The organism is Gottschalkiaceae bacterium SANA (assembly GCA_036323355.1).
Lineage (GTDB): Bacteria > Bacillota > Clostridia > Tissierellales > GPF-1 > GPF-1.
The window spans coordinates 2,947,402-2,971,302 of sequence record AP028876.1 but is presented as its reverse complement, the minus strand read 5'-3'; the positions used below and the strand labels follow the sequence as shown (position 1 = coordinate 2,971,302).

Annotated in this window: 23 protein-coding genes; 22 read left to right on the top strand and 1 reads right to left on the bottom strand. The window is 42.6% G+C overall.

The features are described 5' to 3' along the window. Positions 1-215: 215 nt before the first annotated feature. The 18 genes from AC25CA_RS14490 to AC25CA_RS14405 all read left to right on the top strand — a co-directional run bounded on the left by AC25CA_RS14490 (position 216) and on the right by AC25CA_RS14405 (position 19,075). On the top strand, positions 216-2,195 hold the full coding sequence (locus tag AC25CA_RS14490; protein WP_486814546.1) for a sigma-54 interaction domain-containing protein: 1,980 nt from the start codon (positions 216-218) through the stop codon (positions 2,193-2,195). Between the two features lie 174 nt (positions 2,196-2,369). Then, positions 2,370-3,089 carry a gamma-glutamyl-gamma-aminobutyrate hydrolase family protein gene (locus AC25CA_RS14485; RefSeq protein ID WP_486814545.1) on the top strand — a complete coding sequence of 240 codons (720 nt, stop codon included), beginning with the start codon at positions 2,370-2,372 and terminating at the stop codon, positions 3,087-3,089. 79 nt (positions 3,090-3,168) lie between these two features. Further along, a complete protein-coding gene (locus AC25CA_RS14480; protein ID WP_486814544.1) occupies positions 3,169-4,854 on the top strand; it encodes an ABC transporter substrate-binding protein in 1,686 nt (561 codons plus the stop codon). Positions 4,855-5,078: 224 nt separating this feature from the next. Beyond that, entirely contained in the window at positions 5,079-6,041 is a 963-nt protein-coding gene (locus AC25CA_RS14475; RefSeq protein ID WP_486814543.1) for an ABC transporter permease, read from the top strand. A 19-nt stretch (positions 6,042-6,060) separates the two neighbouring features. Beyond that, a complete protein-coding gene (gene opp4C / locus AC25CA_RS14470) occupies positions 6,061-6,936 on the top strand; it encodes an oligopeptide ABC transporter permease (RefSeq protein WP_486814542.1) in 876 nt (291 codons plus the stop codon). 11 nt (positions 6,937-6,947) lie between these two features. After that, complete coding sequence (locus tag AC25CA_RS14465) at positions 6,948-7,949, top strand: ABC transporter ATP-binding protein (RefSeq protein ID WP_486814541.1); 1,002 nt, start codon at positions 6,948-6,950, stop codon at positions 7,947-7,949. Continuing rightward, positions 7,930-8,916 (top strand): ABC transporter ATP-binding protein, encoded by a 987-nt coding sequence (locus AC25CA_RS14460; RefSeq protein ID WP_486814540.1) that lies wholly within the window; start codon positions 7,930-7,932, stop codon positions 8,914-8,916. The genes AC25CA_RS14465 and AC25CA_RS14460 overlap by 20 nt, the downstream gene beginning before the upstream one ends. Before the next feature lie 9 nt (positions 8,917-8,925). Further along, positions 8,926-9,111 carry a hypothetical protein gene (locus AC25CA_RS14455; protein ID WP_486814539.1) on the top strand — a complete coding sequence of 62 codons (186 nt, stop codon included), beginning with the start codon at positions 8,926-8,928 and terminating at the stop codon, positions 9,109-9,111. 21 nt (positions 9,112-9,132) lie between these two features. Next, the gene (locus AC25CA_RS14450) at positions 9,133-10,311 is read left to right on the top strand and encodes an amidohydrolase (protein ID WP_486814538.1); all 1,179 of its coding nucleotides are present in this window, start codon (positions 9,133-9,135) and stop codon (positions 10,309-10,311) included. After that, positions 10,299-11,480, top strand: coding sequence for a M20 metallopeptidase family protein (locus AC25CA_RS14445; protein ID WP_486814537.1), 1,182 nt, complete (start codon positions 10,299-10,301; stop codon positions 11,478-11,480). Before AC25CA_RS14450 ends, AC25CA_RS14445 begins: the two co-directional genes overlap by 13 nt. A gap of 254 nt (positions 11,481-11,734) precedes the next feature. Next, positions 11,735-12,181 carry a type IV toxin-antitoxin system AbiEi family antitoxin domain-containing protein gene (locus AC25CA_RS14440; RefSeq protein WP_486814536.1) on the top strand — a complete coding sequence of 149 codons (447 nt, stop codon included), beginning with the start codon at positions 11,735-11,737 and terminating at the stop codon, positions 12,179-12,181. Positions 12,182-12,334: 153 nt separating this feature from the next. Continuing rightward, the gene (locus AC25CA_RS14435; protein ID WP_486814535.1) at positions 12,335-13,354 is read left to right on the top strand and encodes a LacI family DNA-binding transcriptional regulator; all 1,020 of its coding nucleotides are present in this window, start codon (positions 12,335-12,337) and stop codon (positions 13,352-13,354) included. A 44-nt stretch (positions 13,355-13,398) separates the two neighbouring features. Further along, entirely contained in the window at positions 13,399-13,842 is a 444-nt protein-coding gene (gene rbsD, locus AC25CA_RS14430) for a D-ribose pyranase (RefSeq protein ID WP_486814534.1), read from the top strand. 15 nt (positions 13,843-13,857) lie between these two features. Then, positions 13,858-14,685 (top strand): BtpA/SgcQ family protein, encoded by an 828-nt coding sequence (locus AC25CA_RS14425; protein WP_486814533.1) that lies wholly within the window; start codon positions 13,858-13,860, stop codon positions 14,683-14,685. Next, positions 14,682-15,614: a ribokinase gene (gene rbsK / locus AC25CA_RS14420; RefSeq protein ID WP_486814532.1), complete on the top strand. Its 933-nt coding sequence runs from the start codon at positions 14,682-14,684 to the stop codon at positions 15,612-15,614. Before AC25CA_RS14425 ends, rbsK begins: the two co-directional genes overlap by 4 nt. 36 nt (positions 15,615-15,650) lie before the next feature. After that, positions 15,651-17,150 (top strand): sugar ABC transporter ATP-binding protein, encoded by a 1,500-nt coding sequence (locus AC25CA_RS14415; RefSeq protein ID WP_486814531.1) that lies wholly within the window; start codon positions 15,651-15,653, stop codon positions 17,148-17,150. Between the two features lie 4 nt (positions 17,151-17,154). Further along, positions 17,155-18,111 (top strand): ABC transporter permease, encoded by a 957-nt coding sequence (locus tag AC25CA_RS14410; protein WP_486814530.1) that lies wholly within the window; start codon positions 17,155-17,157, stop codon positions 18,109-18,111. Between the two features lie 34 nt (positions 18,112-18,145). Continuing rightward, positions 18,146-19,075 (top strand): substrate-binding domain-containing protein, encoded by a 930-nt coding sequence (locus tag AC25CA_RS14405; protein WP_486814529.1) that lies wholly within the window; start codon positions 18,146-18,148, stop codon positions 19,073-19,075. Between the two features lie 77 nt (positions 19,076-19,152). Here the strand turns inward: AC25CA_RS14405 and AC25CA_RS14400 are convergent, their stop codons facing one another. Beyond that, positions 19,153-19,809 carry a helix-turn-helix transcriptional regulator gene (locus AC25CA_RS14400; RefSeq protein ID WP_486814528.1) on the bottom strand — a complete coding sequence of 219 codons (657 nt, stop codon included), beginning with the start codon at positions 19,807-19,809 and terminating at the stop codon, positions 19,153-19,155. A gap of 244 nt (positions 19,810-20,053) precedes the next feature. Here AC25CA_RS14400 and AC25CA_RS14395 point away from each other — a divergent pair, with 244 nt between their 5' ends. From AC25CA_RS14395 to AC25CA_RS14380, 4 genes are all read left to right on the top strand, one after another. After that, positions 20,054-20,428, top strand: coding sequence for a RidA family protein (locus AC25CA_RS14395; protein WP_486814527.1), 375 nt, complete (start codon positions 20,054-20,056; stop codon positions 20,426-20,428). Positions 20,429-20,435: 7 nt separating this feature from the next. Next, on the top strand, positions 20,436-21,542 hold the full coding sequence (locus tag AC25CA_RS14390; protein ID WP_486814526.1) for a 1-aminocyclopropane-1-carboxylate deaminase/D-cysteine desulfhydrase: 1,107 nt from the start codon (positions 20,436-20,438) through the stop codon (positions 21,540-21,542). Positions 21,543-21,718: 176 nt separating this feature from the next. Next, entirely contained in the window at positions 21,719-23,083 is a 1,365-nt protein-coding gene (locus AC25CA_RS14385; RefSeq protein WP_486814525.1) for a Na+/H+ antiporter NhaC family protein, read from the top strand. Between the two features lie 73 nt (positions 23,084-23,156). Continuing rightward, positions 23,157-23,897 carry a sulfite exporter TauE/SafE family protein gene (locus tag AC25CA_RS14380; protein ID WP_486814524.1) on the top strand — a complete coding sequence of 247 codons (741 nt, stop codon included), beginning with the start codon at positions 23,157-23,159 and terminating at the stop codon, positions 23,895-23,897. The last annotated feature ends 4 nt before the right edge of the window (positions 23,898-23,901 follow it).

The window sequence follows — 23,901 nt, the reverse complement described above, 5'->3', positions numbered from 1 at the left end:
TTTTTCTCTGTACGAATAGATGGATGAAGGAGCTTATACATAGAAAACTGGAATGCCGAATATATATGCAGTGATCGACCTGAATGTAAATGGAGTGCTGCCATTATATTTATATTTGAGAATTGCTCTTTTCTTTCCTGTGAGTCGGTGAAAAGAGGGCTATTCTATGGTATGCTTAAAAGAAAAACAGGACGATTTTTAGAGTTGAGGACGAGATGAAGAAGATTGTAGTGGTAACGGATTTTAATGGTGATGTTCATTTAGAGATCGAACGGAATTTGCGGGAAGTGCTGGATCAGAAGGTGGAAATCGAGCACTTGTTTGTCAATTCCATGGATCATGAGAAGCCCATTCATGGTGATGTGGTTTTATTTATGATGCAAGATCGAGCGGAGCAATTTAAAGAAATGGCTGATCCCACTGCGCATATTGTTGTTGCATCACGAACCATTAAAGAGGATATGGCTTTTAAACTCTTAGATATGCCGGAAGGGTCCGAGATCTTGCTGGTCAATGACTGCATTGAAAATACCTTGGAAACTGTATCCTTGATTTATCGATTGCAGATCACAGGGCTGAAATTAACGCCTTATGATACCGATATGGATACCTCGCGGTTTAGTGTGGCAATTACGCCGGGAGAAAGCCGGCTGGTGCCGGTGGGCATTAAACGAATTATCGATGTCGGCAACCGTTGCTTAGATGCGGAAACCATGATTCATCTTATCAATCTCTTGGAGATGAATCGGTGGGAAATTAATAAGAAACTCTTAAAATATATCAATAGCACGGCCAACCTAGAAGAGGGGATTAAGGTGCAGTACCGAAGGACGAGTCTTCGAGAGGCTCAGCTTCGCACAGTCGTCAACATGGCACAGGAAGGATTTTTGCTGGTTTCAAAAGATGGTGTGATTTTAATGCACAATGATTTTGTGACCAAGGATTTGGGATGGGAGATCTTGGATGGTCAGACTACTTTAGCGCCATTTCTTGCAGGGACTGATCTTGCCAGCAAGGGAAATTTTACAGATGAGTTGGTAAAAATCAATGGAAAATGGGTGTTAGTCTCCAGTGAGAAGGTCAAGCATATGACTTCTGTTGATGAGTATATGATGTTGTTTCGAGATGTTACCTACATTCGAAAGTTAGAGAATTCTGTTTGGGAAAAGACCAAGGCCAAGGGGCAGCAGGCGGTTTATACCTTTGAAGACATTATTTCACAGTCACAGATCATGAGGCGGTGTATCGAGAAGGCAAAGCGATTCGCTAGAAATGATTTGACGGTGATGATTGAAGGAAAGAGCGGAACGGGCAAGGAATTGTTGGCTCAGTCGATTCACAATGAATCGGCTCGAAATATGGCACCTTTTATCGCAGTTAACTGTGCAGCGTTACCAAAAAGTTTGCTGGAAAGCGAGTTGTTTGGCTATGAAGCAGGGTCTTTTACAGGGGCGCGCAAGGAAGGCAAGCGAGGCTTATTTGAACTGGCCAACCGCGGAACCATCTTCTTGGATGAAATTGGTGATATGCCGATCAATTTGCAGTCTCGTCTGCTTCGGGTGATTCAAGAGAAACAGATTATGCGGATCGGCAGTGACCAGGTTATTGGGGTCGATGTGCGGGTTGTCGCAGCGACCAATAAAAATTTAAAAAAAGAAGTGGAACAGGGGCGGTTCAGAGAGGATCTTTATTATCGGATCAATGTGCTTCCTTTAGAAGTGCCCCCGCTGAATCAACGAAAGGAAGATATTCTTCTGCTCTTTAATCTATTTTTGGGAGAACCTGATTTTGTTTTACCTATAACCCTTAGACAGATTTTGATTGATCATGAGTGGGAAGGAAATGTACGGGAACTTGAGAATGTGGCGAATTACTTTAAATTAATGAAAAACACGGATGATCCTTATCCGGCCTATCTCTTGAATTCTGTAGTGATGGCACCAGATTATGTTGAACGCAATTTGGAAGAGGAAATTTTAATGATCTGTTATCGTGCTCATGCACAAGGCCAAAGTATCGGGCGGGAACGCTTGAAGGAGGAATTGGAGAAATCAAGCGGAACAGAGATTAGCGAATATAAGATTAGAAAGTTGTGTAAGCAAATTTCCGATAAGAATCTGATGAAGGTTCATCGAGGACGGCAAGGGTGCTGTTTAACTTCCGATGGATTGAAGTTGGTGGAAGAAATGGGATAAATGGACGACTTGCAAGGCTTAATTGGACGAAAGATAGCGTCCAGTTAAGCCTTTTATTTATTTGTTACAGAAACGTAATCGCATGATTTACATGCATTCCAGGATTTGATCTATTTGGCATGATACTTGCAATTAATTGCAAGTGTGAGACTGAATCAAAGGAGACGTGCGTTTATGGATAAAAAAGTGATTGGCATTGTGGGCAACACATTGGTATCAAATACTCCTTTTGGAGAGATGGAGCGAGCATATGTGAATAGCACCTATGTAAAGGGTGTACTTCGTGCAGGCGGTGTGCCTCTTATTATACCTTGTTTCGGAGAGCCAGACGTGATTAAGCGGCAAGTGGAAATATGTGATGCCTTTTTATTTTCTGGTGGTGGAGATATCGATCCGAGCCAGTACGGTGAAGAACCGGACTGCCGGTTGGGTGAAATTGATCCGGCGATTGATGCCTTTCAATTAAGCTTGTATGCGGAAGTGGAGAAATCCGGTAAACCTGTTCTAGGTATTTGCCGAGGTTTACAGATTATTAACACGGTAAGAGGAGGCAATTTGTATCAAGATATCAACAATCAGATTCCTGATTCCTATCAGCATATTCAAAGCGGGAAACGTACCCATAGCGTGCATAAAGTGGCGATTGAAGAAAACACAAAGCTCTATGGTATTCTTGGGGAAGCGGAGGTGGCGGTTAATAGTCTGCACCATCAAAGCATCCGAAAACTAGGCAAGGGTTTGCGTGTGAGCGCTAGAGCTGGAGATGGTGTGATTGAGGCGGTTGAGTCTGATTCAGAAGAAAAAATCATTGGGGTGCAGTGGCATCCAGAGGATATGATTGACACATCGGAAGTCATGAACAATCTTTTTCAATGGTTGGTGAAACAGTCATAAGGGTAATTTCGTAAGCTAGAGTATGCTTGCGTTTTATAGTAGAAAGCAGCATGTAACCTGAATAAGAGGAGGTAAAGGAATGAAAAAAAGATTAATTTTATTTATGGTTGTGATCCTAATGCTCACAACGATGTTGAGTGGTTGTGGTACAGAGACGCCGGAAGCGGCTCAACCGGCAGCGCCGGGTGAAGAAACAAGTGAGCCGGCAGCAGAGCCAACAGAAGATGATAAGTTCGGCGGAACTTTGATCCGTGCGTCTTGGAATCCGCCAAGCGGAAACTTCTTGAGCTTGATTACATCAACGGACAATGATTTTCTGGTAACTGATGTCGTATTCGAATCATTGATTAAGATTACAGATAAAAACGAATTGGTACCGGGATTGGCTGAAAGCTGGGAGATTGCTGATGATTCAAAAAGCATGATCTTCCATTTGCGCCAAGGCGTAAAATGGCATGACGGCGAAACCTTCGATGCTGAAGATGTTTTGTTCAACTGGAAATTTATCGCGAATCCTGGATACACAGGACCGCTTTATTCAAACTTTGCACCAATCGTAGGCATGGAAGCTTTCCATAATGGAGAAACAGAAGAGATTGAAGGGGTTGAAATCATTGATCCTTACACAATTAAAATTTCCTTCAACGACGTTTATGCCTCTGTATTGACAATGGTGGGAACCAAAGCCAACTTGATTCCAGAACATGTCTGGAAAGATATTGATGTTGCTGCAGCCAGTGAGCAAACAGAATTGTTGAGAAACCCAATTGGAACTGGCGCATTTATGATGGATGAATTTGCACCTGATCAATATGTTAGCCTAGTTGCATTTGAAGAGTATTGGGAAGGCCGCGCTTACTTGGATCGCATTATTATCAAAGCGACCAACCAAGATACAGCGCAAGCGGAATTGTTGAGTGGTCAGATTAACTACATGACGGTATCAGACTTTAATCCAGATGATATGGGCTTGTATGAAGACGAAGGCATTCAAGTGCTGACAACTGCAGGCGGTTCTTATCAGTTTATGGGTGTAAATCATTTGAACCCAGATTTCCAAGACATGAAAGTTCGACAAGCATTGATGTATGGTGTTGACCGACAAGGTTTAGTTGATAATTTGATGTATGGTTACGGCGAGATTTTGACGCAACCATTGCCAACATCAAGCTGGGCTCATCCAGGCGAAGATCTAGTTGAAAACTATGATTATAGCCCGGAAAAAGCCATCGCTTTGTTTGAAGAAGCAGGCTACGAATATAAAGATGGCATCATGTACCGACCAAACGGCGAGCCATTGAAATGGGTACTAAAATACCCATCAGGAAACAAAACACGTGAACGTTCAGCACCCGTTATCCAACAAAACTTGAAGGATATTGGTATTGAGCTTGAATTGCAAATTATGGAATTTGCAACCATGTTTGATCAATTGAACGCTGATGACTTCGAATTGTTCTTAATTGGTTTCGGTGCCGGCGTTGAACCGGATCAAAGCCGTTTCTGGAAGACGGGAGCAAAATACAACTTGATGAACTATGAAAGCGCTGAAAACGATCGTCTATTGGATAAAGGCATTTCATTTATCGAAAACGATGCGCGTGGGGAAGTTTATGCAGAGTGGGGCGTATTCTTGAACCAAGATCTGCCTTCAATTTTCTTGTATACACCAGAATTGGGTTGTGCAGTTAGCCCTAACTTAAGAGGTGCATCGGCACCAAACGTATTGTGGTATGATGCGAATCACTGGTACTACGAAAAATAGGCTTGTCCCCTTATTTGAGTAAGATATGATGCTAGCAGATGATCGTATAATGAACAAAGGAGAAGAATCGGATCTCGTTAATCGCCATTGAAATTCGGTTTTTCTCTTGTTCATGAATCCCGCAGATTCAATGCCCAAGGGTGGGTCTTGCTGTCTGCGGGCTTTATTCATTAAAGGAATCTAGGTAAACAGGTTGAAATTAGAAAAAGGAAAGGGGGAGAGCGATGAAAAATTATGTAATTCGACGCATTCTCTTAATGATCCCCGTTATGATCGGTATATCTATTATTGTTTTTTCTCTGATTCATTTGATGCCGGGCAATCCATATGCCTATCTGATTGAATCGGATGCACGCGCGGAAGATGTTGAGAGTATGTTGCAAGCCATAGGATATTATGATCCTCTACCAGTCCAGTATGTGAAATGGGTTGGGGGATTGATGCAAGGAAATTTGGGTTATTCCATTAAATTTAAAGAGCCGATTGCTGATATGATTGGCAGAAGAATCGGCAATACCTTGATGCTTTCAGGGGTAGCACTTTTATTAAGTATACTGGTGGCCATACCGCTGGGGGTGATATCTGCGACAAGGCAGTATTCAGTCTTCGACTATGTGGCCACGATCATCGCCTTTATCGGACTTTCGATACCGGCCTTCTTCTTTGCCCTCCTTTTGGTTAAGTTTTTTGCCATCGATCTGAAATTGTTCCCGATTTCGGGGATGGAAACACTGGCCAGCGGCTATACAGGGATGAAGAAGTTTATTGATTTGGCTTATCACTTGGCACTGCCGGTGATCGTGTTGAGTTTTATTCAAATGGCTTCCTTTATGCGCTATACAAGAACCGCACTTTTGGAAGTGATTCAGCAGGATTACATACGAACTGCCAGGGCCAAAGGGGTTAGTGAGCGAGTCGTTGTTTACAAGCATGCGCTTCGAAATGCCTTGATTCCTGTTGTCACCATCATTAGTTTGTCCTTGGGCCAGTTGATTTCGGGTGCTGTTTTGACCGAAACGATTTTTGTTTGGCCAGGCATGGGAACACTGATCTTTCAAGCTGTTATGAATCGCGATTATCCAGTGATTATGGATGCGACCATGGTGCTTGCCTTTATGATTTTAATGGCCAATCTCTTCGCGGATATCATGTACGCTTTGGTTGATCCGCGGATTCGATACAAATAAGGAGGAAGGAGATTTGAGTATGAGTACACAAGAACTTGATGCAAAGAGTCTTTCTCCCATGGGGATTGTCTATAAAAGACTTAGACGAAATAAAATGGCAGTTGCTGCCTTGTTCATCTTAATACTGTTAACGCTCATTGCAATTTTTGCACCCCTGTTGACGCCCTATGATCGGGATCAAATCGATATGGCTAACAGCTATCAAAAACCGAGCGCGGAACATTGGCTGGGAACCGATGACTTGGGACGTGACACCTTTACTCGCCTGGTCTATGGAGGACGGGTTTCTTTGAGTGTCGGTCTCGTATCAACGGCCATCTCCCTGATCATTGGTGTTTTATTGGGGGCAATTGCCGGCTATAATGGGGGTTGGATCGACAATTTGATTATGCGGATTGTGGATGTTTTTATGTGCTTCCCCTTCTTTGTCATTGCTATTGCTATTGCAGCGGTGCTGGGGCCGAGTATCTATAATGTTATGTTGATCTCGGGGGTTTTAAGTTGGACCAAGATTGCCCGCATCGTGCGGGCGGAAGTGATGGCGATCAAGGGACGAGAGTTTATTGAAGCGGCCATCTCCTTGGGTTTGGAAGCGCGTGAGATTATTATCAAACATATCTTGCCCAATGTTTTGGCGCCGATCATCGTCTATGCGACATTGGGAATTGCAGTTGGAATTCTTTCTGAAGCAGGCTTGAGTTTTCTTGGATTGGGTGTCAAGCAACCACAGCCAAGCTGGGGAAATATGCTGGCGGCAGCACAGAGCCTGAGATCGCTCAGACTTCATTGGTGGTTATGGATTCCGCCTGGAATGATGGTTCTTATGACCATTTTATCCATTAATATTCTTGGCGATGGGCTTCGGGATGCATTTGATCCGAAATTGAAACGATAGGGGGTGAGGATATGTCTGAAATTTTATTAGAAATGAAGGATCTGACAACCTCATTTCAAACGTCTGAAGGAAAATTGACAGCGGTTCAGCATGTCGATATTACCATTAGAAAGGGAAAAGTCCTGGGCGTGGTAGGCGAATCGGGTTGTGGCAAGAGTGTAACCAGCCTTTCCATTATGCGCTTGCTTCCCAAGAATCAGGGATTTATCGATACGGGTCAAGTGCTCTTTGAGGGAAAAGACCTGGTTCAGTTGGATGAACTTGATATGCAAAAAGTAAGAGGCAACGACATTGCTATGATTTTTCAGGAACCTATGACGGCTTTGAATCCCGTATTCACCATAGGCAACCAGATTGGAGAATCGCTAGCGACTCACCGGGGATTGAAGGGTGAAGAAAATCGAAAGGTATGTGTTGAGCTTTTAAAAAAGGTGAAAATTCCCAGAGCAGAACAGGTGATTAACGAGTACCCTCACCAGTTGAGTGGTGGCATGCGGCAGCGTGTCATGATTGCTATGGCTTTAAGCTGTGGTCCAAAACTCTTGATTGCTGATGAGCCAACAACGGCGCTGGATGTAACCATTCAAGCGCAGGTTCTGGATTTGATGAGAAATTTGACCAAGGAATCTGATATGTCTGTGATGTTCATTACCCATGATTTGGGCGTAATTGCCGAAATGGCGGATGACGTTGCGGTTATGTATGCGGGAAGAATTGTGGAAGAAGCGGACGCGGTGACTCTCTTTGACGAGATGAAGCATCCCTATACGAGGGGATTGTTTTCTTCTCGGGTGATGAATGTAAAAAAAGGCCAATCTCTTCAATGCATTCAGGGCATGGTTCCACCCTTAAACAATTTGCCAAAGGGTTGTGCGTTTGCACCGAGGTGCAAGCATTGCATGCCGATTTGCCAAGAACAAATGCCAGACTTGATAGATCTTGCACCCAATCACAAGGTGCGTTGTTGGCTATATGACGAGAGGAGGGAAAACAATGAGCAAACCATTGATTGAAGTCACCAATCTTAAAAAATATTTCCCGATTCACGGTGGCGTTTTTTCAAAGAAAGTTGGCGATGTGAAGGCTGTGGATGACATCACCTTTTCCATTGGCGAGGGAGAAATTTTTGGCCTAGTCGGTGAATCCGGATGCGGCAAGTCTTCGGCGGGTCGTGCGATTTCCAATCTCTACAAGCCAACTGCTGGCAAGGTAGTCTTTGACGGTCAAGTGATTTTTGATGTTGATAAGAAATACTTTATCGAAAAGAAAAAGATGCAAGAGATGCGACGAAATATTCAGATGATCTTTCAAGATCCCTTTGCTTCTTTGGATCCCCGCATGAGTATTGGCGCCATCGTATCGGAAGGCTTGATCAAACATAAGATTATGGGAAAAGAAGAAGCCTTGGAGCGAACCAAAGAACTCTTGGAAATCTGCGGATTGGACAAGAGTAATGTGACCAAGTACCCCCATGAGTTTTCGGGTGGCCAGCGACAGCGGATTGGCATTGCCAGATCCTTGGCCTTGAACCCTAAGTTTATTATTGCAGACGAGCCGACGGCGGCCTTGGATGTTTCCATTCAAGCCCAAGTGTTGACACTGATGCAAGAACTGAAAGAAAGCATGGGACTCACCTACTTGTTTATTTCTCACGACTTGAGTCTGGTTCGTTATTTTTGCGACCGTTTGGGGATTATGTATCTGGGCTCCTTTGTGGAAATCGGAACGTCGGAACAGCTTTTTAGCAATACCATGCATCCTTATTCCCAAGCTCTTCTCTCTGCGGTTCCGCGGTCTCATCCGTCGGAAGTCAAGGATCGGATTATATTGGAAGGCGATGTGCCGAGTCCGTCGAATCCACCAAAGGGTTGCAAATTCCATACAAGATGCCCACAAGCCATGCCGATTTGTTCACAAGTGGCTCCGGTCATGGTGGAAGTGGAGCCTGGGCATACGGTGTGGTGTCATTTGGTGAAGTAAGGAGACAAAATGAATTTCAAAGAGGAAGAGAATAATTCAATAGAGGAAGATGATAATCGAAAGGTTCTTGTGGGCTATAAGGATGTAATTGCCTTATCCATCGCGATCTACCGAATGGTTCTTCCAAAACTGATCATTACCCTTCTCGCGCTTTTTTTAGCGGGATTCATTATGATGAAGTTCTTAGGTGCTTAAGCGGCAAAGGAGCGAAATGTGATGTTGTTGATTAAAAATGGAAAAGTCATAACGGCTACAGATAGAAAGTATGAAAAGGGTTGCGTATTGATTGAAGGGTCGAAGATTAGAGCTGTTGGGGCAGAGATTGAAGCACCGGTTGGAGCCGATGTAATTGATGCCCAGGGTGCCTGGATCTTACCGGGTTTGGTCGATGCGCACTGCCATGTGGGTATTGTTGAGACGGGTGTCGGCTTTGCAGGGCTGGATGTCAATGAGAAGACTGACCCGGTGACTCCGCATTTGCGAGGAATCGATGGAATCAATGCTTTGGATCCAGCTTTCCGTGATGCCGTAGAGGGTGGAGTGACTAGTCTTGCTTCTGGCCCTGGATCTACCAATACCATCGGTGGTCAATTTTGTGTGATTAAGACCCATGGAGATTCGATTGACGAGATGATCGTCAAGGCTCCCTTGGCCATGAAGTGCGCCTTTGGAGAAAATATTAAGCGCACCTATGGTGACAAGGGCAAGAGCCCCATGACAAGGATGGGGAATGCCGCCGTGTTGAGGGAAACCCTGTTGAAGACATGTGAGTACGAAGAACGAATCCGATATGCAGGTGACGATCCCTTAAAGCGACCGCCGATTAATTTTAAATTAGAGGCCATGTTGCCTGTGATTCGTCGCCAGATTCCATTGAAGATTCATGCCCATCGTGCGGACGATATTTTAACAGCGATTCGCATTGCCAAGGAATTTGATTGCAAGTTGACCCTGGAACACTGCACAGAGGGCCATTTAATCGCTCGACATATTGCAGCAGCCGGCGTGGCGGCGATTACCGGGCCAAGCTTTGGATTCCAAGGCAAGATGGAGGTTGTCAATAAAAGTTTTGATACGCCCATGGTTCTTCAAGAGGCAGGGGTCTTGGTGGCGATTATGACAGACCATCCAGTTACGCCCATTCAGCGGTTGAACATGATGGCTGGCATGGCGGTAAAGGCTGGCGCTACTTTTGATGACGCCATAAAAATGATTACGATTAACCCGGCAAAAATTTTGGAATTGGATGATCGCATTGGTAGTTTGGAAGCCGGCAAAGATGCGGATGTGGTTGTGTGGAGTGGAAATCCTTTGGAAATGTCATCGGAGCCTCTGTTGACCATCATTGATGGTCAAGTGGTGTACGAAAAAGGAGGAGAAGCATGCAAGAAATAGGGGAAAGAGCGCAGGAACTCTTTGAGGAATTGGTGGAGATTCGACGGGATTTCCATATGCATCCGGAAGTGAGCGGCAAGGAGTATCGAACCGCAAAGCAGATTGAAAAGCATTTGGATGCTTTGGGCATTGAACATACCCGTATTGCGGATACGGGCGTTGTGGGGATCATTCAAGGCAAGAAGGCGGGTATCGGCAAGGTCATTGGTATGCGAGCGGATATCGACGCTCTGCCCATTCAGGAAGTAAAAAAACGAGACTACCATTCACTCAACGATGGGGTGATGCACGCCTGCGGCCATGATATGCATGCTACTATTCTTTTAGGTGCCGCCAAGATATTAAAAGAAAGACAAGAAGATTTTTCGGGCGTGATCAAGCTCTTCTTTCAACCTGCTGAAGAAGCGGTTGGTGGGGCGAAACGGATGATTGCTGCAGGATGTATGGAAAATCCCAAGGTTGATCATGTCATTGGATTGCATGTTGAGCCCCATGTTGATACGGGTAAAATTGAAATGAAATATGGTGTTTTAACAGCGATCACCGACAAGTTGTTGATTACAGTAAAAGGCAAATCCGGTCACGCTGCTGTTCCGCAACTGGCGATTGATCCTATTGCGATTGCCGCACAGATTGTGACGGCCTTGCAAATGGTGGTGAGTCGAGCGGTGGGGCCATTGGATTCCGCGGTGTTAACCATTGGCTCCATTCACGGGGGAACGGCACCAAATATTATTCCGGACCAGGTGGAGATGACGGGCACCTTGCGCACCCTGAGTTGGGAAACTAGAAGCAAGGCGGAAAAGCTAATGAAGGATTTATCATCCTCCATTGCGGAAAGCTTTGGAGCAAGTGTTGATTTTGAGCTTAGAGCGGGTTATATCGGCGTGGTTAACGACCGAGAAGTTACGGATGTCATTAAGGGTCTTGCAAGTGATCTCTTAGGCGAAGAGAATATTGGATGGGTAGAATTTCCCAGTTTGGGAGGCGAAGACTTCGCTTATTTTGCCCAAGCAGTTCCATCATCCTTCTATCATCTGGGTTGCGGAAACGAAGCCAAGGGGACAAGGGTTTCTCTTCACAACAAGGGCTTTGATGCCGATGAGGACTGTATCCCGATTGGGGTTTCCTTGCAAGTGGAAAGTGCTTTGGCACTAATGAAAAAGTAGAGCTTGTCAATCGAAACAATATGACCAGCAAGTTGTTAAAGAGACTGCCTCACCATGGGTTGGTCTCTTTTTTTGATAGAAAATAAGGGGTATTCATCTTTTTTTAAGCGTATTTTGGGTCTTTAGCCTCAACGAATGGATAAAAGAGAATAAATGTTAGAAAAAAACATATTTTGTTTATTTATATAAGGTTGTTGTGATAAAATGGAATAAATTACTTGAGAAAAGTGAAATTTAGATGGTGAGGTGCAAGGATGTGTGAAGTCGATAAAATCAAAGAAGAAATCATAATTTCTACTCATTTTCCTGATGCGGTAATCTCCTTGGAGAGCGCCTTATACGTTTATAGATATATAGATGAAAAACCCTCTGCCTGGCAGCTTACAGTTGATCAAGACAGTGATCAGAGCCAATACTGTATCGACAATCTATTTATTGAGCCTATTTTTCAGGAAAAGAAGTTTTTGCATGTTGGATTGGTTACGATCAAGATTGAAGATGAACGGGTGAAGATTTTTGATCGGGAACGTGTGGTGTGTGATATTGTGAAATATCAAGATCGATTGGATGCGAATACTTTTGAGCATGCCATCCGGCGATACCTAAGAGACCCCAAAAATGATATGCGAAATTTATACGAATATGCAGATATTTTGGGTGTGACACAGAAGGTTCAAACACAGATTAGAAAGTGGATATAGAGTCACTTTTAGTAGAGCAAAAGTTAATGTTGTATCTCACTTAGTGTTGAAAATTCTGAAAAAAGTTTGACAAATAGACTAGTGGGGCGTATAGTGAAATTACAGTTACACGATTAACTGATAACGAGTTACAGGAAAATGAGGATGGTATATATGAGAGCAACGATTAAAGATGTTGCAAAACTAGCAGGCGTTTCCACCGCTTCGGTATCAAATGTGATCACTCGGAAGAAATATGTTAGTCCAGAGTTGATTGAAAAGATCACCAAGGCAATGGAGGAACTTGATTATTCACCCAATACAATTGCCAGGAGCTTAAAAGTAAACCGAAGCTTTCGTTTTGGGCTAATTGTACCGGATATTACAAACCCTTTCTTTGGCGAGATTGTGAAATATGCTGAGAAGGTAGCCAATAAAGAAAATTATCATATCACCTTGTGTGATTCCGATCAAAGTGTTGAGAAGGAACGAAAAATCATCAATACATTTATTGAGAATGGCGTGGATGGAATTATCAATGTTGCTCCTAGAATGAAAGATCGAGAGTTGAACAAAAAACGTCCGGTCCCCATGGTGATTGTTGACCGGCCCGCATTTGATACAGAAAAGAATATTGCTTTTGTTTTTGCAGATAACTATGAGGGCGGAACTCAGGTTGCCAAGCGGTTTATCGATCAGGGGTTCAAGAAATTTCTTTGCATGGCTGGTCCAGTGGACATCGTTCCCAATGCGAAAAAAAGATTGATGGGCTTTCAGGAATTTATTCTAGATCAAGGATTTTCAGACTCGGATCTTGAAATACTTCAGTGTGATTTTTCCTTTGAAGCAGGTTATGAAGTGATGAAAAAGTATTTAGAAAATTATAAGCAGGATCAACAGTTAGCCGCCTTTATAAGCAGTGACATTATGGCATGGGGCGCCATGGAAGCCATAAGGGATATGGGACTTCGAGTTCCGGCAGATATTGCAGTGATCGGGTATGACAATATCTTCTTTTCTAATTTTATTCACCCGCGATTAACCACCATCGATAATCCAACCAAGTCGTTGGGCGCTATGTCCACACAATTGTTGTTGGATGCAATCGAAGGCAAGGAAAGCTTAAAGGGAAATTATGTAGTATTAAATTCGAAACTAGTAGAACGGCAATCGGACGAACGGCTGCCGTTTTAATAGAAAACTTAGTTAATCGATTAACTAACTATAAGGAGGAAGAAATGAAAAGAACAGGAATTTATAACACGAAATTATCAGAAGTTGTTGCAAAGATGGGTCACGGGGATATGATCTTGATTGGTGATGTGGGATGCCCGTTTCCGCGACATGAAATGACGACAACCATTGATCTTGCTGTGACAGAAAATATTCCAGTCGTCAATGATGTTTTGCGGGTGGTTTTGGAAGAACTGGAAGTGGAGCAATATATCGTTTCTGAAGAAACAAAATCTGTCAGCCCTGCTACATATGCACAATTTAAAGAAACTATTGATGGTTTTCAAAACAAAGGGAATGCGTTGATAGAAAACGTTATCCCTCACGTGGAGATGAAAGATCTTTGGTTGAACGGATCATTGAATGGTGAAGAAGTGAAAGCCTTTGTGCGAACGGGTGAACGAACACCCTTTAGCTATATTATTCTGGTTGCTGGTGTGAATTTTTAAAAAGGAGTTTTGAGGGTGCAAATTAATACGATTTTTACGAACGAGAAACCGATTATCGGCATGGTACATTTGAGACCATTGCCTGGCTCCCCTCTTTATGATCCAACGGTAATGGATATGAGAAAGATCATATCCATTGCAGTTGAGGAAGCGAAGATTCTGGAAGCTGCTGGCGTAGATGGTATTCAGGTTGAAAACATGTGGGATATCCCTTATCTGAAAGGAGATCAAATTTCTTTTGAAACAACCGCAGCATTAGCGATAGGACTACATGAAGTTGTGAAACATGTATCGATTCCTGTTGGAGTCGAATGTCATATGAATGGTGCATTACCAGCATTGGCATGTGGTGTTGCAGGAAATGCAAAATGGATACGCGTGTTTGAATGGTGTAATGCATTTATCTCACAATCGGGTTACATTGAGGCCGTGGGAGGGCAGGCGGCACGCATGAGAAATCGTTTACGTGCTGAAGAAATTGCTTTCTTGTGTGATGTGAATGTAAAGCATGGCAGTCACTTTATTATCCATGATCGAAGCGTAGAGGAACAGGCTATGGATGTAGAAGCACAGGGTGGAGATGCCATTATTGTAACCGGGTTTGACACTGGAAAGCCACCATCCGTTGAGCGTGTTGAAAGCTGTAAAGCCGCAGTGAAACTGCCAATTTTGTTAGGCAGCGGTGTATCTACAGGGAATGCTAAAGAACTTTTGCGGGTTGCTGACGGTGCTATTGTAGGTAGCTGGTTTAAAGAAGAAGGGCAATGGAAAAATCCGATCAGCTTAGAGCGAACACAAGCCTTTATGAGGGAAGTGGAAAGTCTGCGAGGTGAAATTAAATGACGCAAACTTTAGGTAAACGGATATTATGCATGGGAAGCATCAATATCGATTTGGTTATGTTTATGCAGCAATTCCCCTCTCCTGGGGAAACGATTATGACGGACAATTTTCAAACCTTTCCTGGTGGAAAGGGTGGAAATCAGGCTGTAACCGCAGCTCGATTAGGTGGAGCAGTCTCGTATTTCACAAAGCTTGGAGACGATGGATTTAGTCAGGAATTGATCAGTAAGCAAAAAGAGGCTTCTGTTGATACCCATTCGATTCTGATTGAAGAAGGGTCGACCGCAGGGGTTGCTATGATTTGGGTGGATGAATCCGGACAGAATTCCATCAGTTTCACACCGGGTGCAAATCAGCTCTTGTCCCCAGCGGATGTACAAGCAAACGCTCATATATTTGATCAGGCGGATATTCTGTTGATTACGATGGAAATTCAAACGGAAACAGTCTATGAAGCCATTCGATTGGCAAAGAGCAAAGGTCTACTTGTAGTTTTAGATCCGGCACCCGCACCAGCAGGAGGGATCCCTGACGAGATTGCTGCTCTGGTTGATTATACAAAACCCAATGAAACAGAGGCAGAAATTTTAACCGGCATTAAGGTGACGGATGAAGCGAGCGCAAAGTTAGCTTTGGATGCCTTGAAAGCAAAAGGCTTTCAAACACCGATCGTTTCTTTAGGTAGCCAAGGTGCTGCCACCTATGTTGATCAGGTCTTTTACTGGATTGATCCCATAAAGGTAGAAAGTATAGATACAACTGCGGCTGGCGATGTATTTATTGGTGCGTTTACAGCGGCATTGTCCATGGACGAATCTTTTACAGCATGCTTAAAGTACGCAAAGACGGCTGCAGCCATTAGTACAACTCGCAAGGGTGCTCAATCATCGATTCCAAATCGAGAAGAAGTATTATCCATCATGCAATGACGAGTCGTGTAAGCGTGTAGAGAGAAGGGAGGGGCGATGGCGAAGTTGGAAATGAAGTTAGAGAACATTAGAAAGAACTTCGGCGGAATCCAAGCTTTAAAGGGAGTAGATTTTGAGTTACAACGGGGCGAAGTACATGCTCTTTTGGGTGAGAATGGTGCAGGAAAATCGACCTTGATAAAAATTATTACAGGTGTTCATGAAGCCAATGATGGCAAGATTTTTGTCCGAGATGAAGAGGTAGAGATCAGGACACCAAAAGATGCGCGAAAGAAGGGGATTGCAGCAATCTATCAAGAACTGAGTTTGATTGAGTCCTTAACCGTGGCGGAGAATATTTATCTTGGAAATGAACCTACGAAGGGTCTTATGGGTGTTTGTGATCGCAAGACCCTATATGCCAATAGTCAAGCCTATTTAGACAAGTTTGGCATCGATATTAACCCAAGAGCGATGGTTTCTGATTTGGGTATGGGGCAAAAGCGAATTGTTGAAATCGTAAAGGCCTTGGCAGTTGATTCACAAATCTTGTTGTTGGACGAACCGACGACGGGCATGAGCAAGGTCGAAGTGGAAACCTTGTTTAAGATCATGAAGAATTTAAAAGAAAACAAGGTGACGATGATTTACATTTCTCATTATCTGGAGGAGGTATTCAAAATTTGTGACCGCGCCACGGTGCTTCGAGATGGAGAAAAGATCGATACCTTCGTTATGAAGGAAGTGAGTCAAACACAATTGATTAAGAGTATGATTGGGCGTGAGATTCGAAGCCAGAGAAGTAGAGAATCAAAAGATTTAAGCGGTAAGGCCGTCATGTTGGAATTGCGGGCATACAAAACAGATTGCATGCAGGCACCGGTCAGCTTATCCGTTAAGAAATCTGAAATTCTTGGTGTAACGGGAATTGTGGGTGCCGGGAAAAGTGAATTGGCCCATAGCTTGTTTGGTCATGCAAGAGCAGAAAGTGGTGAAATTCTGATTCAGGGGAAAGTGGTGACCTTGTCGAGTACGCGAGATGCCAAGCAATATCGCATCGCGCTTGTGCCTGAAGATCGGAAGAAAGAGGGGCTTTTTTTAGAAGATAGCGTTGCTAATAATATGATTATTTCAAGTATAGAAAAAATTGAGAATGGATTGGGCTTACTTGATCAAAAGAAGAAGAATCAATTGAGTGAAAAAATGGGTGAATCATTGAAAGTGAATCCATTGCAAGTTAATATGCCCGTGAAGAACTTATCGGGCGGAAATCAACAAAAAGTTGTTGTAGCCAAGTGGTTAATGAGTGATCCCGAGATTATTATGATGGATGAACCGACACGCGGCATTGATGTTGGTGCGAAAACTGAAATTTACGATTTAATTCGGGGATTGAGCCAGAATGATAAAAGTGTCATTGTCATGTCGTCAGAATTCGAAGAATTAATCGATTTGTGCGATCGGATTCTTGTATTGAGAAAAGGTGAGGTGGTCGGCCAACTTCTACCAGAAGAAGTGACCAATGAAAAACTTCTGTCCCTGTCTTTAGGAGGTTGAAACAATGGATCAGAATAAGTCTACTTGGAACAAAATAGCGAAAATCCTCAAGGGTGAAGTTGGTTTGCTTTTGATTTTGGTCATTCTTTGTGTGTTATTTTCTTTTTCATCGAAGTATTTTCTAACCGCAAAGAACATTTTAAATGTAACGCGTCAAATCTCGGTTGTATTAACCATTGCCATCGGCATGCTTTGTGTGATTTTGGTTGGTGAGATTGATTTGTCTGTTGGTTCAACAGCAGCATTAGCGGGCATCGCTTGTGCCTGGGTGATCACCACGACAGGATCACAATCAATGGGGATGCTGGCGGCAATCATTATTGGTATTGCGGTTGGTTCATTTAATGGAGTGATGACAGTCTATGGTCGAATTCCATCTTTTATTGTTACCTTGGCGTCTATGGGGATTATTCGAGGAATTGGTTTGGTCTGGACGCAGGGAAAACCTTTTTCGGGACTGCCAGAGAGTTTTTCATTCATAGGAGCGAAACATATATTAGGCGTTCCCGTATCAAGTATCGTTGCGGTAATTCTACTTATTATTGGATATTTCATTCTACATAAGACCAAACATGGGGTCTATTTAAAGGCAATAGGTGCAAATAGTGAAGCAGCAACATTATCGACGATCCCTAATAACCGCTATAAGGTATTGAGTTTTGTTATTGTAGGTATGATGTGTGCGATCGGTGGGGTTATGACAACATCTAAATTGTTAACGGCATCACCTACGGCATGTACAGGCATGGAAATGGATGTCTTGTCTGCCGTGATTTTAGGAGGAGCTTCCCTTTCTGGCGGAATTGGCACCATAACAGGAACTGCTCTGGGTGCATTGATTATTGGGATTATTAATAATGGAATGAATATGCTAAGTATAAGTCCGTTTTTTCAACAGATTGTAAAGGGTGCGATCATTTTAGCAGCAGTATTGCTTAAGAGAAAGAATAGCAAGGCTTAGAATGAGTAATGAAAGATTTGAAGGAGGAAGGAAAATGAAAAAGAGGTTGTTAGTACTATTGTTGGTTGGTATTCTGTGTGCCATGAGCTTTGCAGGGTGTCAATCTAGTTCTGCAGGTGGAGAGTCGGATGAAGTTGTTGTGGGCTTCGCTGTTTCAACCCTTGCCAATGATTTCTTTGTAACCATGAATGATGCGGCGGTTGCAAAGGCTGAAGAAATGGGAATCAAGTTAATTACATTGGATGCCCAAGACAATGCAGAAACGCAAGCAACACAAATTGAAGATTTTATTACCAAACAAGTTGATATTTTATTGGTAAACCCTGTAGATTCAGATGCAGTTGGTACAGCTGTATTGGCAGCGAATGAAGCTGGTATTCCTGTTATTACGGTAACAAGACCTTCAAACTTGGGTGAAGTCTTGCAACATTTGGACATTGACAACAAAGAAGCTGGAATGTTGGATGCTGAACAATTAGTCAAAGACCTGGGTGGAAAAGGGAAAGTAGCTATTCTTGAAGGCATTGCAGGTGCTCCTTCTGCATTGGATCGTCAAGCGGGTTTTGTAGATTACTTAAAAGAAAATGCACCCGATATTGAAGTTGTTACATCGTTGACAGCAAACTACTCTCGAGAAGAAGGCGCAAGCGTAACGGATGATATTCTTCAATCCAACCCCGTGTTAGACGCGATCTATGCCCATAATGATGGAATGGCTTTGGGCGCTGTACGTTCGGTAATTGCAGCAGGTCGACTAGCGGAGATCAAGGTTTATGGAATCGATGCAACAGCAGATGCGGTAGAAGCAGTTAAAAATGGTGAAATGGCAGCAACTGTTATGCAGCAGCCCGATGTCCAAATTCATAAGGCGTTAGAAACAGCCATGAAAGTATTGGACGGGGAATCCGTAGAAGCAAAAATCAATATTCCATTAAAATTAATTACAATTGAAAATGCAGAATAAGAGAATAATAAAATACACCTTTCGCTATTGCGAAAGGTGTATTTTATTGCCAATTATTTAATTTCTTCATTTATATATTATTGATTCTTTGCATTTCGGATATAGCGGTAGATCGTTGCCTCTGAGGTTTCTAATTGGATAGAAGTTGCTTGCACAGCACCTTTCAGCATAAACATACCCATTTCATAAAGTGAAGTGACAACTGTCATTTTTTCGTCAGGTGTCATCCTCAATGGCGGAATATTAAGTTTTTCAATCTCTTCATGTATCTTATCAAGGGTCAGCGTTTCGTGATTGGAATAAAAATTTTCTATAACAGGTGCTTGTTGTTTTGGGGTATCAATTCCGATTGCTGTCGAGTTTGGTAAGAAGTTCTTCAGTAAGGTAACTGCTTCATTAAAATCGGAGTAGTCGGTATTGGTACATAGTGCACCGACAAGTTTGTCGTCGTCATCCAGAATAAAATAGGTGGAGGAGTATAACGTTTTTCCGTTTACTGATTTTGAGGTGTAATTGCAAAGGAATCCTTCTGGGATTCTTTTTTTCTTGTTCAAAAAGTCGAGTAACAAGTCGGTGACAGTATCTCCGATTTGTCGGTTGGTAATGCGACCATTGACGATATATACAATTGAATGCTCAAGATTGGTAAAGTCATGCAACACGACTTCGGTATTTTCGCCCAACAAAGTAGCCAAGTAATTTGCCATTTTTATATGTTCTTCATAAACCATCATTTTTTCACCCTTTTTATGTCTTTTAATCATTATAACGGTTAATAGTTTCTTTTTCAAGCGTGATGCAAATTTTGTTGCATAAAATAAAATTCATTTCTTTGTAAAAATATATTTGCATCATGAAAAAAATGTGTTATACTAGGTTTATCGAACGAGTTGTCAGAAAATGTTTTGCAAAGTAACTAGGAAAGATGATATTTTTTTGACAGACAGGAAAAGGATTTCTTACACAGGAGGAAAAAGAATGAAAGCAGTAGCAACAGAACAGGCACCGGGTGCAATTGGACCTTACTCACAGGCAATTGAAGCCAATGGATTTCTATTTGTATCGGGGCAATTGCCAATTGATCCGGAAACGGGTGCGTTTGCCGGAGATGATATCAAGTCACAAACGAAACAGTCCTTGTTGAATGCACAGGCAATTTTAGAGGCAGCGGGAAGTGGAATGGACAAGGTTTGCAAAACGACGGTATTGTTGGCCGATATTAAAACTTTTGTCGAGATGAATGAAGTGTATGCAACATTTTTTGTAGAACCGTTTCCAGCACGAGCTGCATTTGAAGTAGCTGAGTTGCCAAAAGGGGCAATGGTTGAAATTGAAATGATCGCAGTCAAATAGGGGGAGCATGATGAAAACGTATACAGCATTAGAAGTTGTTGAGTTATTGCAAGACATCCCACGAGTCAAAATGGGTTTCTTTCCGACACCATTCCATCGTCTAAACAATTTATCGGATGATTATGGTGTGGATATTTTCATCAAGAGAGAAGACATGTCTGGACCAAGTTCATTTGGCGGAAACAAAGTGCGAAAGATTGAATATATCGTTGGAGAAGCGAAAGAAAAAGGGATTGACACCTTGATTACGGTTGGAGGCTATCAATCCAATGCAGCCCTTCAATTGGCGCAGTATTCAAACATCAATCAGTTAAAGTGCATCGCAGTATTGGGTGATACGAAAAATGAAAAAGATCCAGAAGAGCGTAAAGGCAATTTGCTATTGAATAGCATGCTCGGTACCGAGATTCATTTGGTTCATCGGGATGAACCAAAAGGAAATTACGATATGAATCCATTGTGGGCGAAAGTGGATCGGAAAGTGAATGCACTGATTCAAGAGAATGAGGCTGAAGGTCACAAAGTGATGAATGTTCCTGTTGGATGTACGAGTCCCGCTGGTTGGGTTGCTTATATGGAAGTTTTTGCTGAGGTTACAAGTCAAGCGGAGGCATTGGGAGAAGAAATTGATTATATTTTCCATGCGAATGGGTCAGCAGGCTCATTGCCTGGTATGATTGTTGGCAAGTTATTGACGGGTGCAAAAACCAAGATTATTTCAATCAACAATCGACGATATGGACCTGGTGAAGTTGTTGGAGAACAAGATATCTTTGATCGGGTGAAATACTTGTTTAATAAGTTTGAAATCGAACCGCCATCAGATGATGAAATTTGGGCGGAGATAAATATTGATCAAGCATTCCTTGGAAATGGATATGGCGCACCGACTAAAGAGGGCAGTGCAGCAATTATTGAAGTTGCTAAAAAAGAAGGGCTTTTCTTGGATCCGGTATACACCGGTAAAAGTTTCTCGGGATTGTTGGGCTACATTCAATCTGGAAAAATTCCAAAAGGAAGCAAGGTTTGTTACATTCATACCGGAGGAACTGGTGGTATTTTTGCAGGGAAACAAGCCTTCGGTCCGGAGTTGATTGCACATATTTACAAGTAGATTGCGCGAAACACTATGATTTGCATAACATAAAAGTACGATCAAGAATAAAAAGCTAGTTGGGAATGGATGGATGGTTCAAAATTCATCAAAGGCAACGGATTGCTCGGATCCAGTAATTCGTTGCTCGATGAAATGATGATAGCAAGATCAGAATGATAAATTGGGAGGATTACATGAAAAACCAAAGAAAACCTAGTTTCACGGCTTTATTACCAATTTTAATATTTCTCGCTTTAACTTTTAGCTTTGGTATCGCATTGGGAAGTTCAAAAGTGGTAGATGCACTTGTCTTCTTTATGATCGCGGCATTTATTGCAATTTTCATGAACAAAGAACGTACCACTATGGCGAAGATTGAAACCTTTGCGAGAGGGGCAGCTAACGAAAACACCGTTATTATGATTATGATCTTCTTGTTGGCAGGCGCTTTTGCAAAAGTGGCTCGAGATGGTGGTGCGGTTGATAGCGTCGTCAACTTGTTCTTAACCTATATCCCTGATTTTATGCTCGTTCCAGGTCTATTTTTTGTGGCTTGCTTGGTTGCACTGTCTTTGGGAACTTCAGTGGGCACGGTAACGGCGATGGCGCCGGTTGCAGTCGGCTTGGCTGAAGCGACAGGAATTCCAGTCGCATTGGTTGTTGGTGCAACATTAGGCGGCGCGGCATTTGGCGACAATATGTCTGTTATTTCCGATACAACAATCGCGGCAACAAGACTTTGTGGTGTTGAGATGAGAGACAAGTTCCGGGTCAACTTCTTGATCGTATTGCCTGCAGGGATAATAACCATGATTGCCTTTGCAGTTATGACAATGGGTAGTGATTATACCTTTGTTGCTGGCAACTTCAATCTGTTGCAAGTGCTTCCATTTGCAGTTGTATTGGTTGCTGCGCTATTGGGTGCCAATGTATTCTATGTTCTACTTTCCGGTATTCTATTAGCTGGTGGAATCGGCATGTACTTCAATGCATTTGAACATGAGTTTGGCCAATTGGTAGGTGTTTTGACAACAGCCCATGCAGGTATGATGGGAATGGCAAAAATCTCAATAATTGTGTTGATTGTTGGCGGGATTATTGGTTTAATTAAGTACAATGGTGGAATTGACTGGATTGTTCAAAAGCTTGAAAAGAAAGCAAGTGATCCCAAGACTGGTTTGTTAAGTATTATTGGTTTGACTGTTTTGGTTACAATTTTTACAGCGAACTCGACAGTAGCAATTGTAACTGCAGCACCGATCGCCATGGAAACAACAAAGAAATTTGGTATCGATCCAAGAAGAACCGCAGCGTATCTGGATATGTTTGCGACTTCAACAATGGCCAACGTTCCTTGGGGCGGCATGATGTTGGCAGCGGCTTCAACGGCAACTGCATCCATGACATCGGGTGAGTTGATTGCTGTTGATATTATTAAGTACTCTACGTATTCGCACTTGGTTATGGTATCCGCGTTAATTTGCTTATTTATTGGCTTTCCAAAGTTAAAAGCGAGAAAAACAGTAGACGTTTCAACAGATGAAGAAATAGCAGTTTAGAAAGTAAAAAGAGTAATGGCGCAAAGGTTTTGCTTTTGTAAAACCTTTGCGTTTTTTTAAAGGAGAAGGATGTATGAATTTAGCATTAGATGTTTCTATTTACTTATTCGTGATTGTTTTTATCGGGTACACCATACAGACAATTTCAGGGTTTGGCGCCATTATTTTTGCTCTTCCGTTGAGCTTGTTTGTTGTGGATCGACTGGAGATTTTGCCGGTATTTTTGATTATGTCTGTGTTTCAGTCTTTAGCAGTCGCATATAAGGAACGGGAATATTTGATCAAAAAAGAGTTTGCGATTATGTTTGTACTTGCCATGATCGGCATGCCGGTGGGGATTTTAATGGGAGATTTAATTCCAAGTGAAATAATGAATGTACTTTTAGGTGCATTTATCATTATCAACTCCATTTACAGCATTCGAATGCTGAAACTGGGGAGTGACCAGCATCCGAGCGAGATGATGAAGTTTCATCATCGGACCTATCCATTTTTAAGTGGATTTATGCAGGCGGCATATGGGGTTGGCGGTCCCTTGATTGGTACCTATATGGACAAGGTGACTCATGATAAGAAGACGTATCGAGGTATGATTTCCTTGTATTGGTGTTTGTTGAATCCATTTATCATCTTCGGCTACTTGACTCGTGGTGAAATCAACAGTTCACATTTTCAAATGTTTTTGCTATTGATTCCTGCAGTTGCATTGGGACTATTCGTTGGAAATCGGACAATTGATCGAATCAGCAAGACGAAGTTTCAACTACTTGTGCATTCGATGTTGATTGCAATCGGAGTTACTTTATTCTTTTAATGGA

What these genes read in the sequence shown, in the direction of transcription:
- AC25CA_RS14490 (WP_486814546.1), top strand. Translation starts at nt 216, where the DNA reads ATGAAGAAGATTGTAGTGGTAACGGATTTTAATGGTGATGTTCATTTA.
- AC25CA_RS14485 (WP_486814545.1), top strand. Translation starts at nt 2,370, where the DNA reads ATGGATAAAAAAGTGATTGGCATTGTGGGCAACACATTGGTATCAAAT.
- AC25CA_RS14480 (WP_486814544.1), top strand. Translation starts at nt 3,169, where the DNA reads ATGAAAAAAAGATTAATTTTATTTATGGTTGTGATCCTAATGCTCACA.
- AC25CA_RS14475 (WP_486814543.1), top strand. Translation starts at nt 5,079, where the DNA reads ATGAAAAATTATGTAATTCGACGCATTCTCTTAATGATCCCCGTTATG.
- opp4C (WP_486814542.1), top strand. Translation starts at nt 6,061, where the DNA reads ATGAGTACACAAGAACTTGATGCAAAGAGTCTTTCTCCCATGGGGATT.
- AC25CA_RS14465 (WP_486814541.1), top strand. Translation starts at nt 6,948, where the DNA reads ATGTCTGAAATTTTATTAGAAATGAAGGATCTGACAACCTCATTTCAA.
- AC25CA_RS14460 (WP_486814540.1), top strand. Translation starts at nt 7,930, where the DNA reads ATGAGCAAACCATTGATTGAAGTCACCAATCTTAAAAAATATTTCCCG.
- AC25CA_RS14455 (WP_486814539.1), top strand. Translation starts at nt 8,926, where the DNA reads ATGAATTTCAAAGAGGAAGAGAATAATTCAATAGAGGAAGATGATAAT.
- AC25CA_RS14450 (WP_486814538.1), top strand. Translation starts at nt 9,133, where the DNA reads ATGTTGTTGATTAAAAATGGAAAAGTCATAACGGCTACAGATAGAAAG.
- AC25CA_RS14445 (WP_486814537.1), top strand. Translation starts at nt 10,299, where the DNA reads ATGCAAGAAATAGGGGAAAGAGCGCAGGAACTCTTTGAGGAATTGGTG.
- AC25CA_RS14440 (WP_486814536.1), top strand. Translation starts at nt 11,735, where the DNA reads ATGTGTGAAGTCGATAAAATCAAAGAAGAAATCATAATTTCTACTCAT.
- AC25CA_RS14435 (WP_486814535.1), top strand. Translation starts at nt 12,335, where the DNA reads ATGAGAGCAACGATTAAAGATGTTGCAAAACTAGCAGGCGTTTCCACC.
- rbsD (WP_486814534.1), top strand. Translation starts at nt 13,399, where the DNA reads ATGAAAAGAACAGGAATTTATAACACGAAATTATCAGAAGTTGTTGCA.
- rbsK (WP_486814532.1), top strand. Translation starts at nt 14,682, where the DNA reads ATGACGCAAACTTTAGGTAAACGGATATTATGCATGGGAAGCATCAAT.
- AC25CA_RS14415 (WP_486814531.1), top strand. Translation starts at nt 15,651, where the DNA reads ATGGCGAAGTTGGAAATGAAGTTAGAGAACATTAGAAAGAACTTCGGC.
- AC25CA_RS14410 (WP_486814530.1), top strand. Translation starts at nt 17,155, where the DNA reads ATGGATCAGAATAAGTCTACTTGGAACAAAATAGCGAAAATCCTCAAG.
- AC25CA_RS14405 (WP_486814529.1), top strand. Translation starts at nt 18,146, where the DNA reads ATGAAAAAGAGGTTGTTAGTACTATTGTTGGTTGGTATTCTGTGTGCC.
- AC25CA_RS14400 (WP_486814528.1), bottom strand. Translation starts at nt 19,809, where the DNA reads ATGATGGTTTATGAAGAACATATAAAAATGGCAAATTACTTGGCTACT.
- AC25CA_RS14395 (WP_486814527.1), top strand. Translation starts at nt 20,054, where the DNA reads ATGAAAGCAGTAGCAACAGAACAGGCACCGGGTGCAATTGGACCTTAC.
- AC25CA_RS14390 (WP_486814526.1), top strand. Translation starts at nt 20,436, where the DNA reads ATGATGAAAACGTATACAGCATTAGAAGTTGTTGAGTTATTGCAAGAC.
- AC25CA_RS14385 (WP_486814525.1), top strand. Translation starts at nt 21,719, where the DNA reads ATGAAAAACCAAAGAAAACCTAGTTTCACGGCTTTATTACCAATTTTA.
- AC25CA_RS14380 (WP_486814524.1), top strand. Translation starts at nt 23,157, where the DNA reads ATGAATTTAGCATTAGATGTTTCTATTTACTTATTCGTGATTGTTTTT.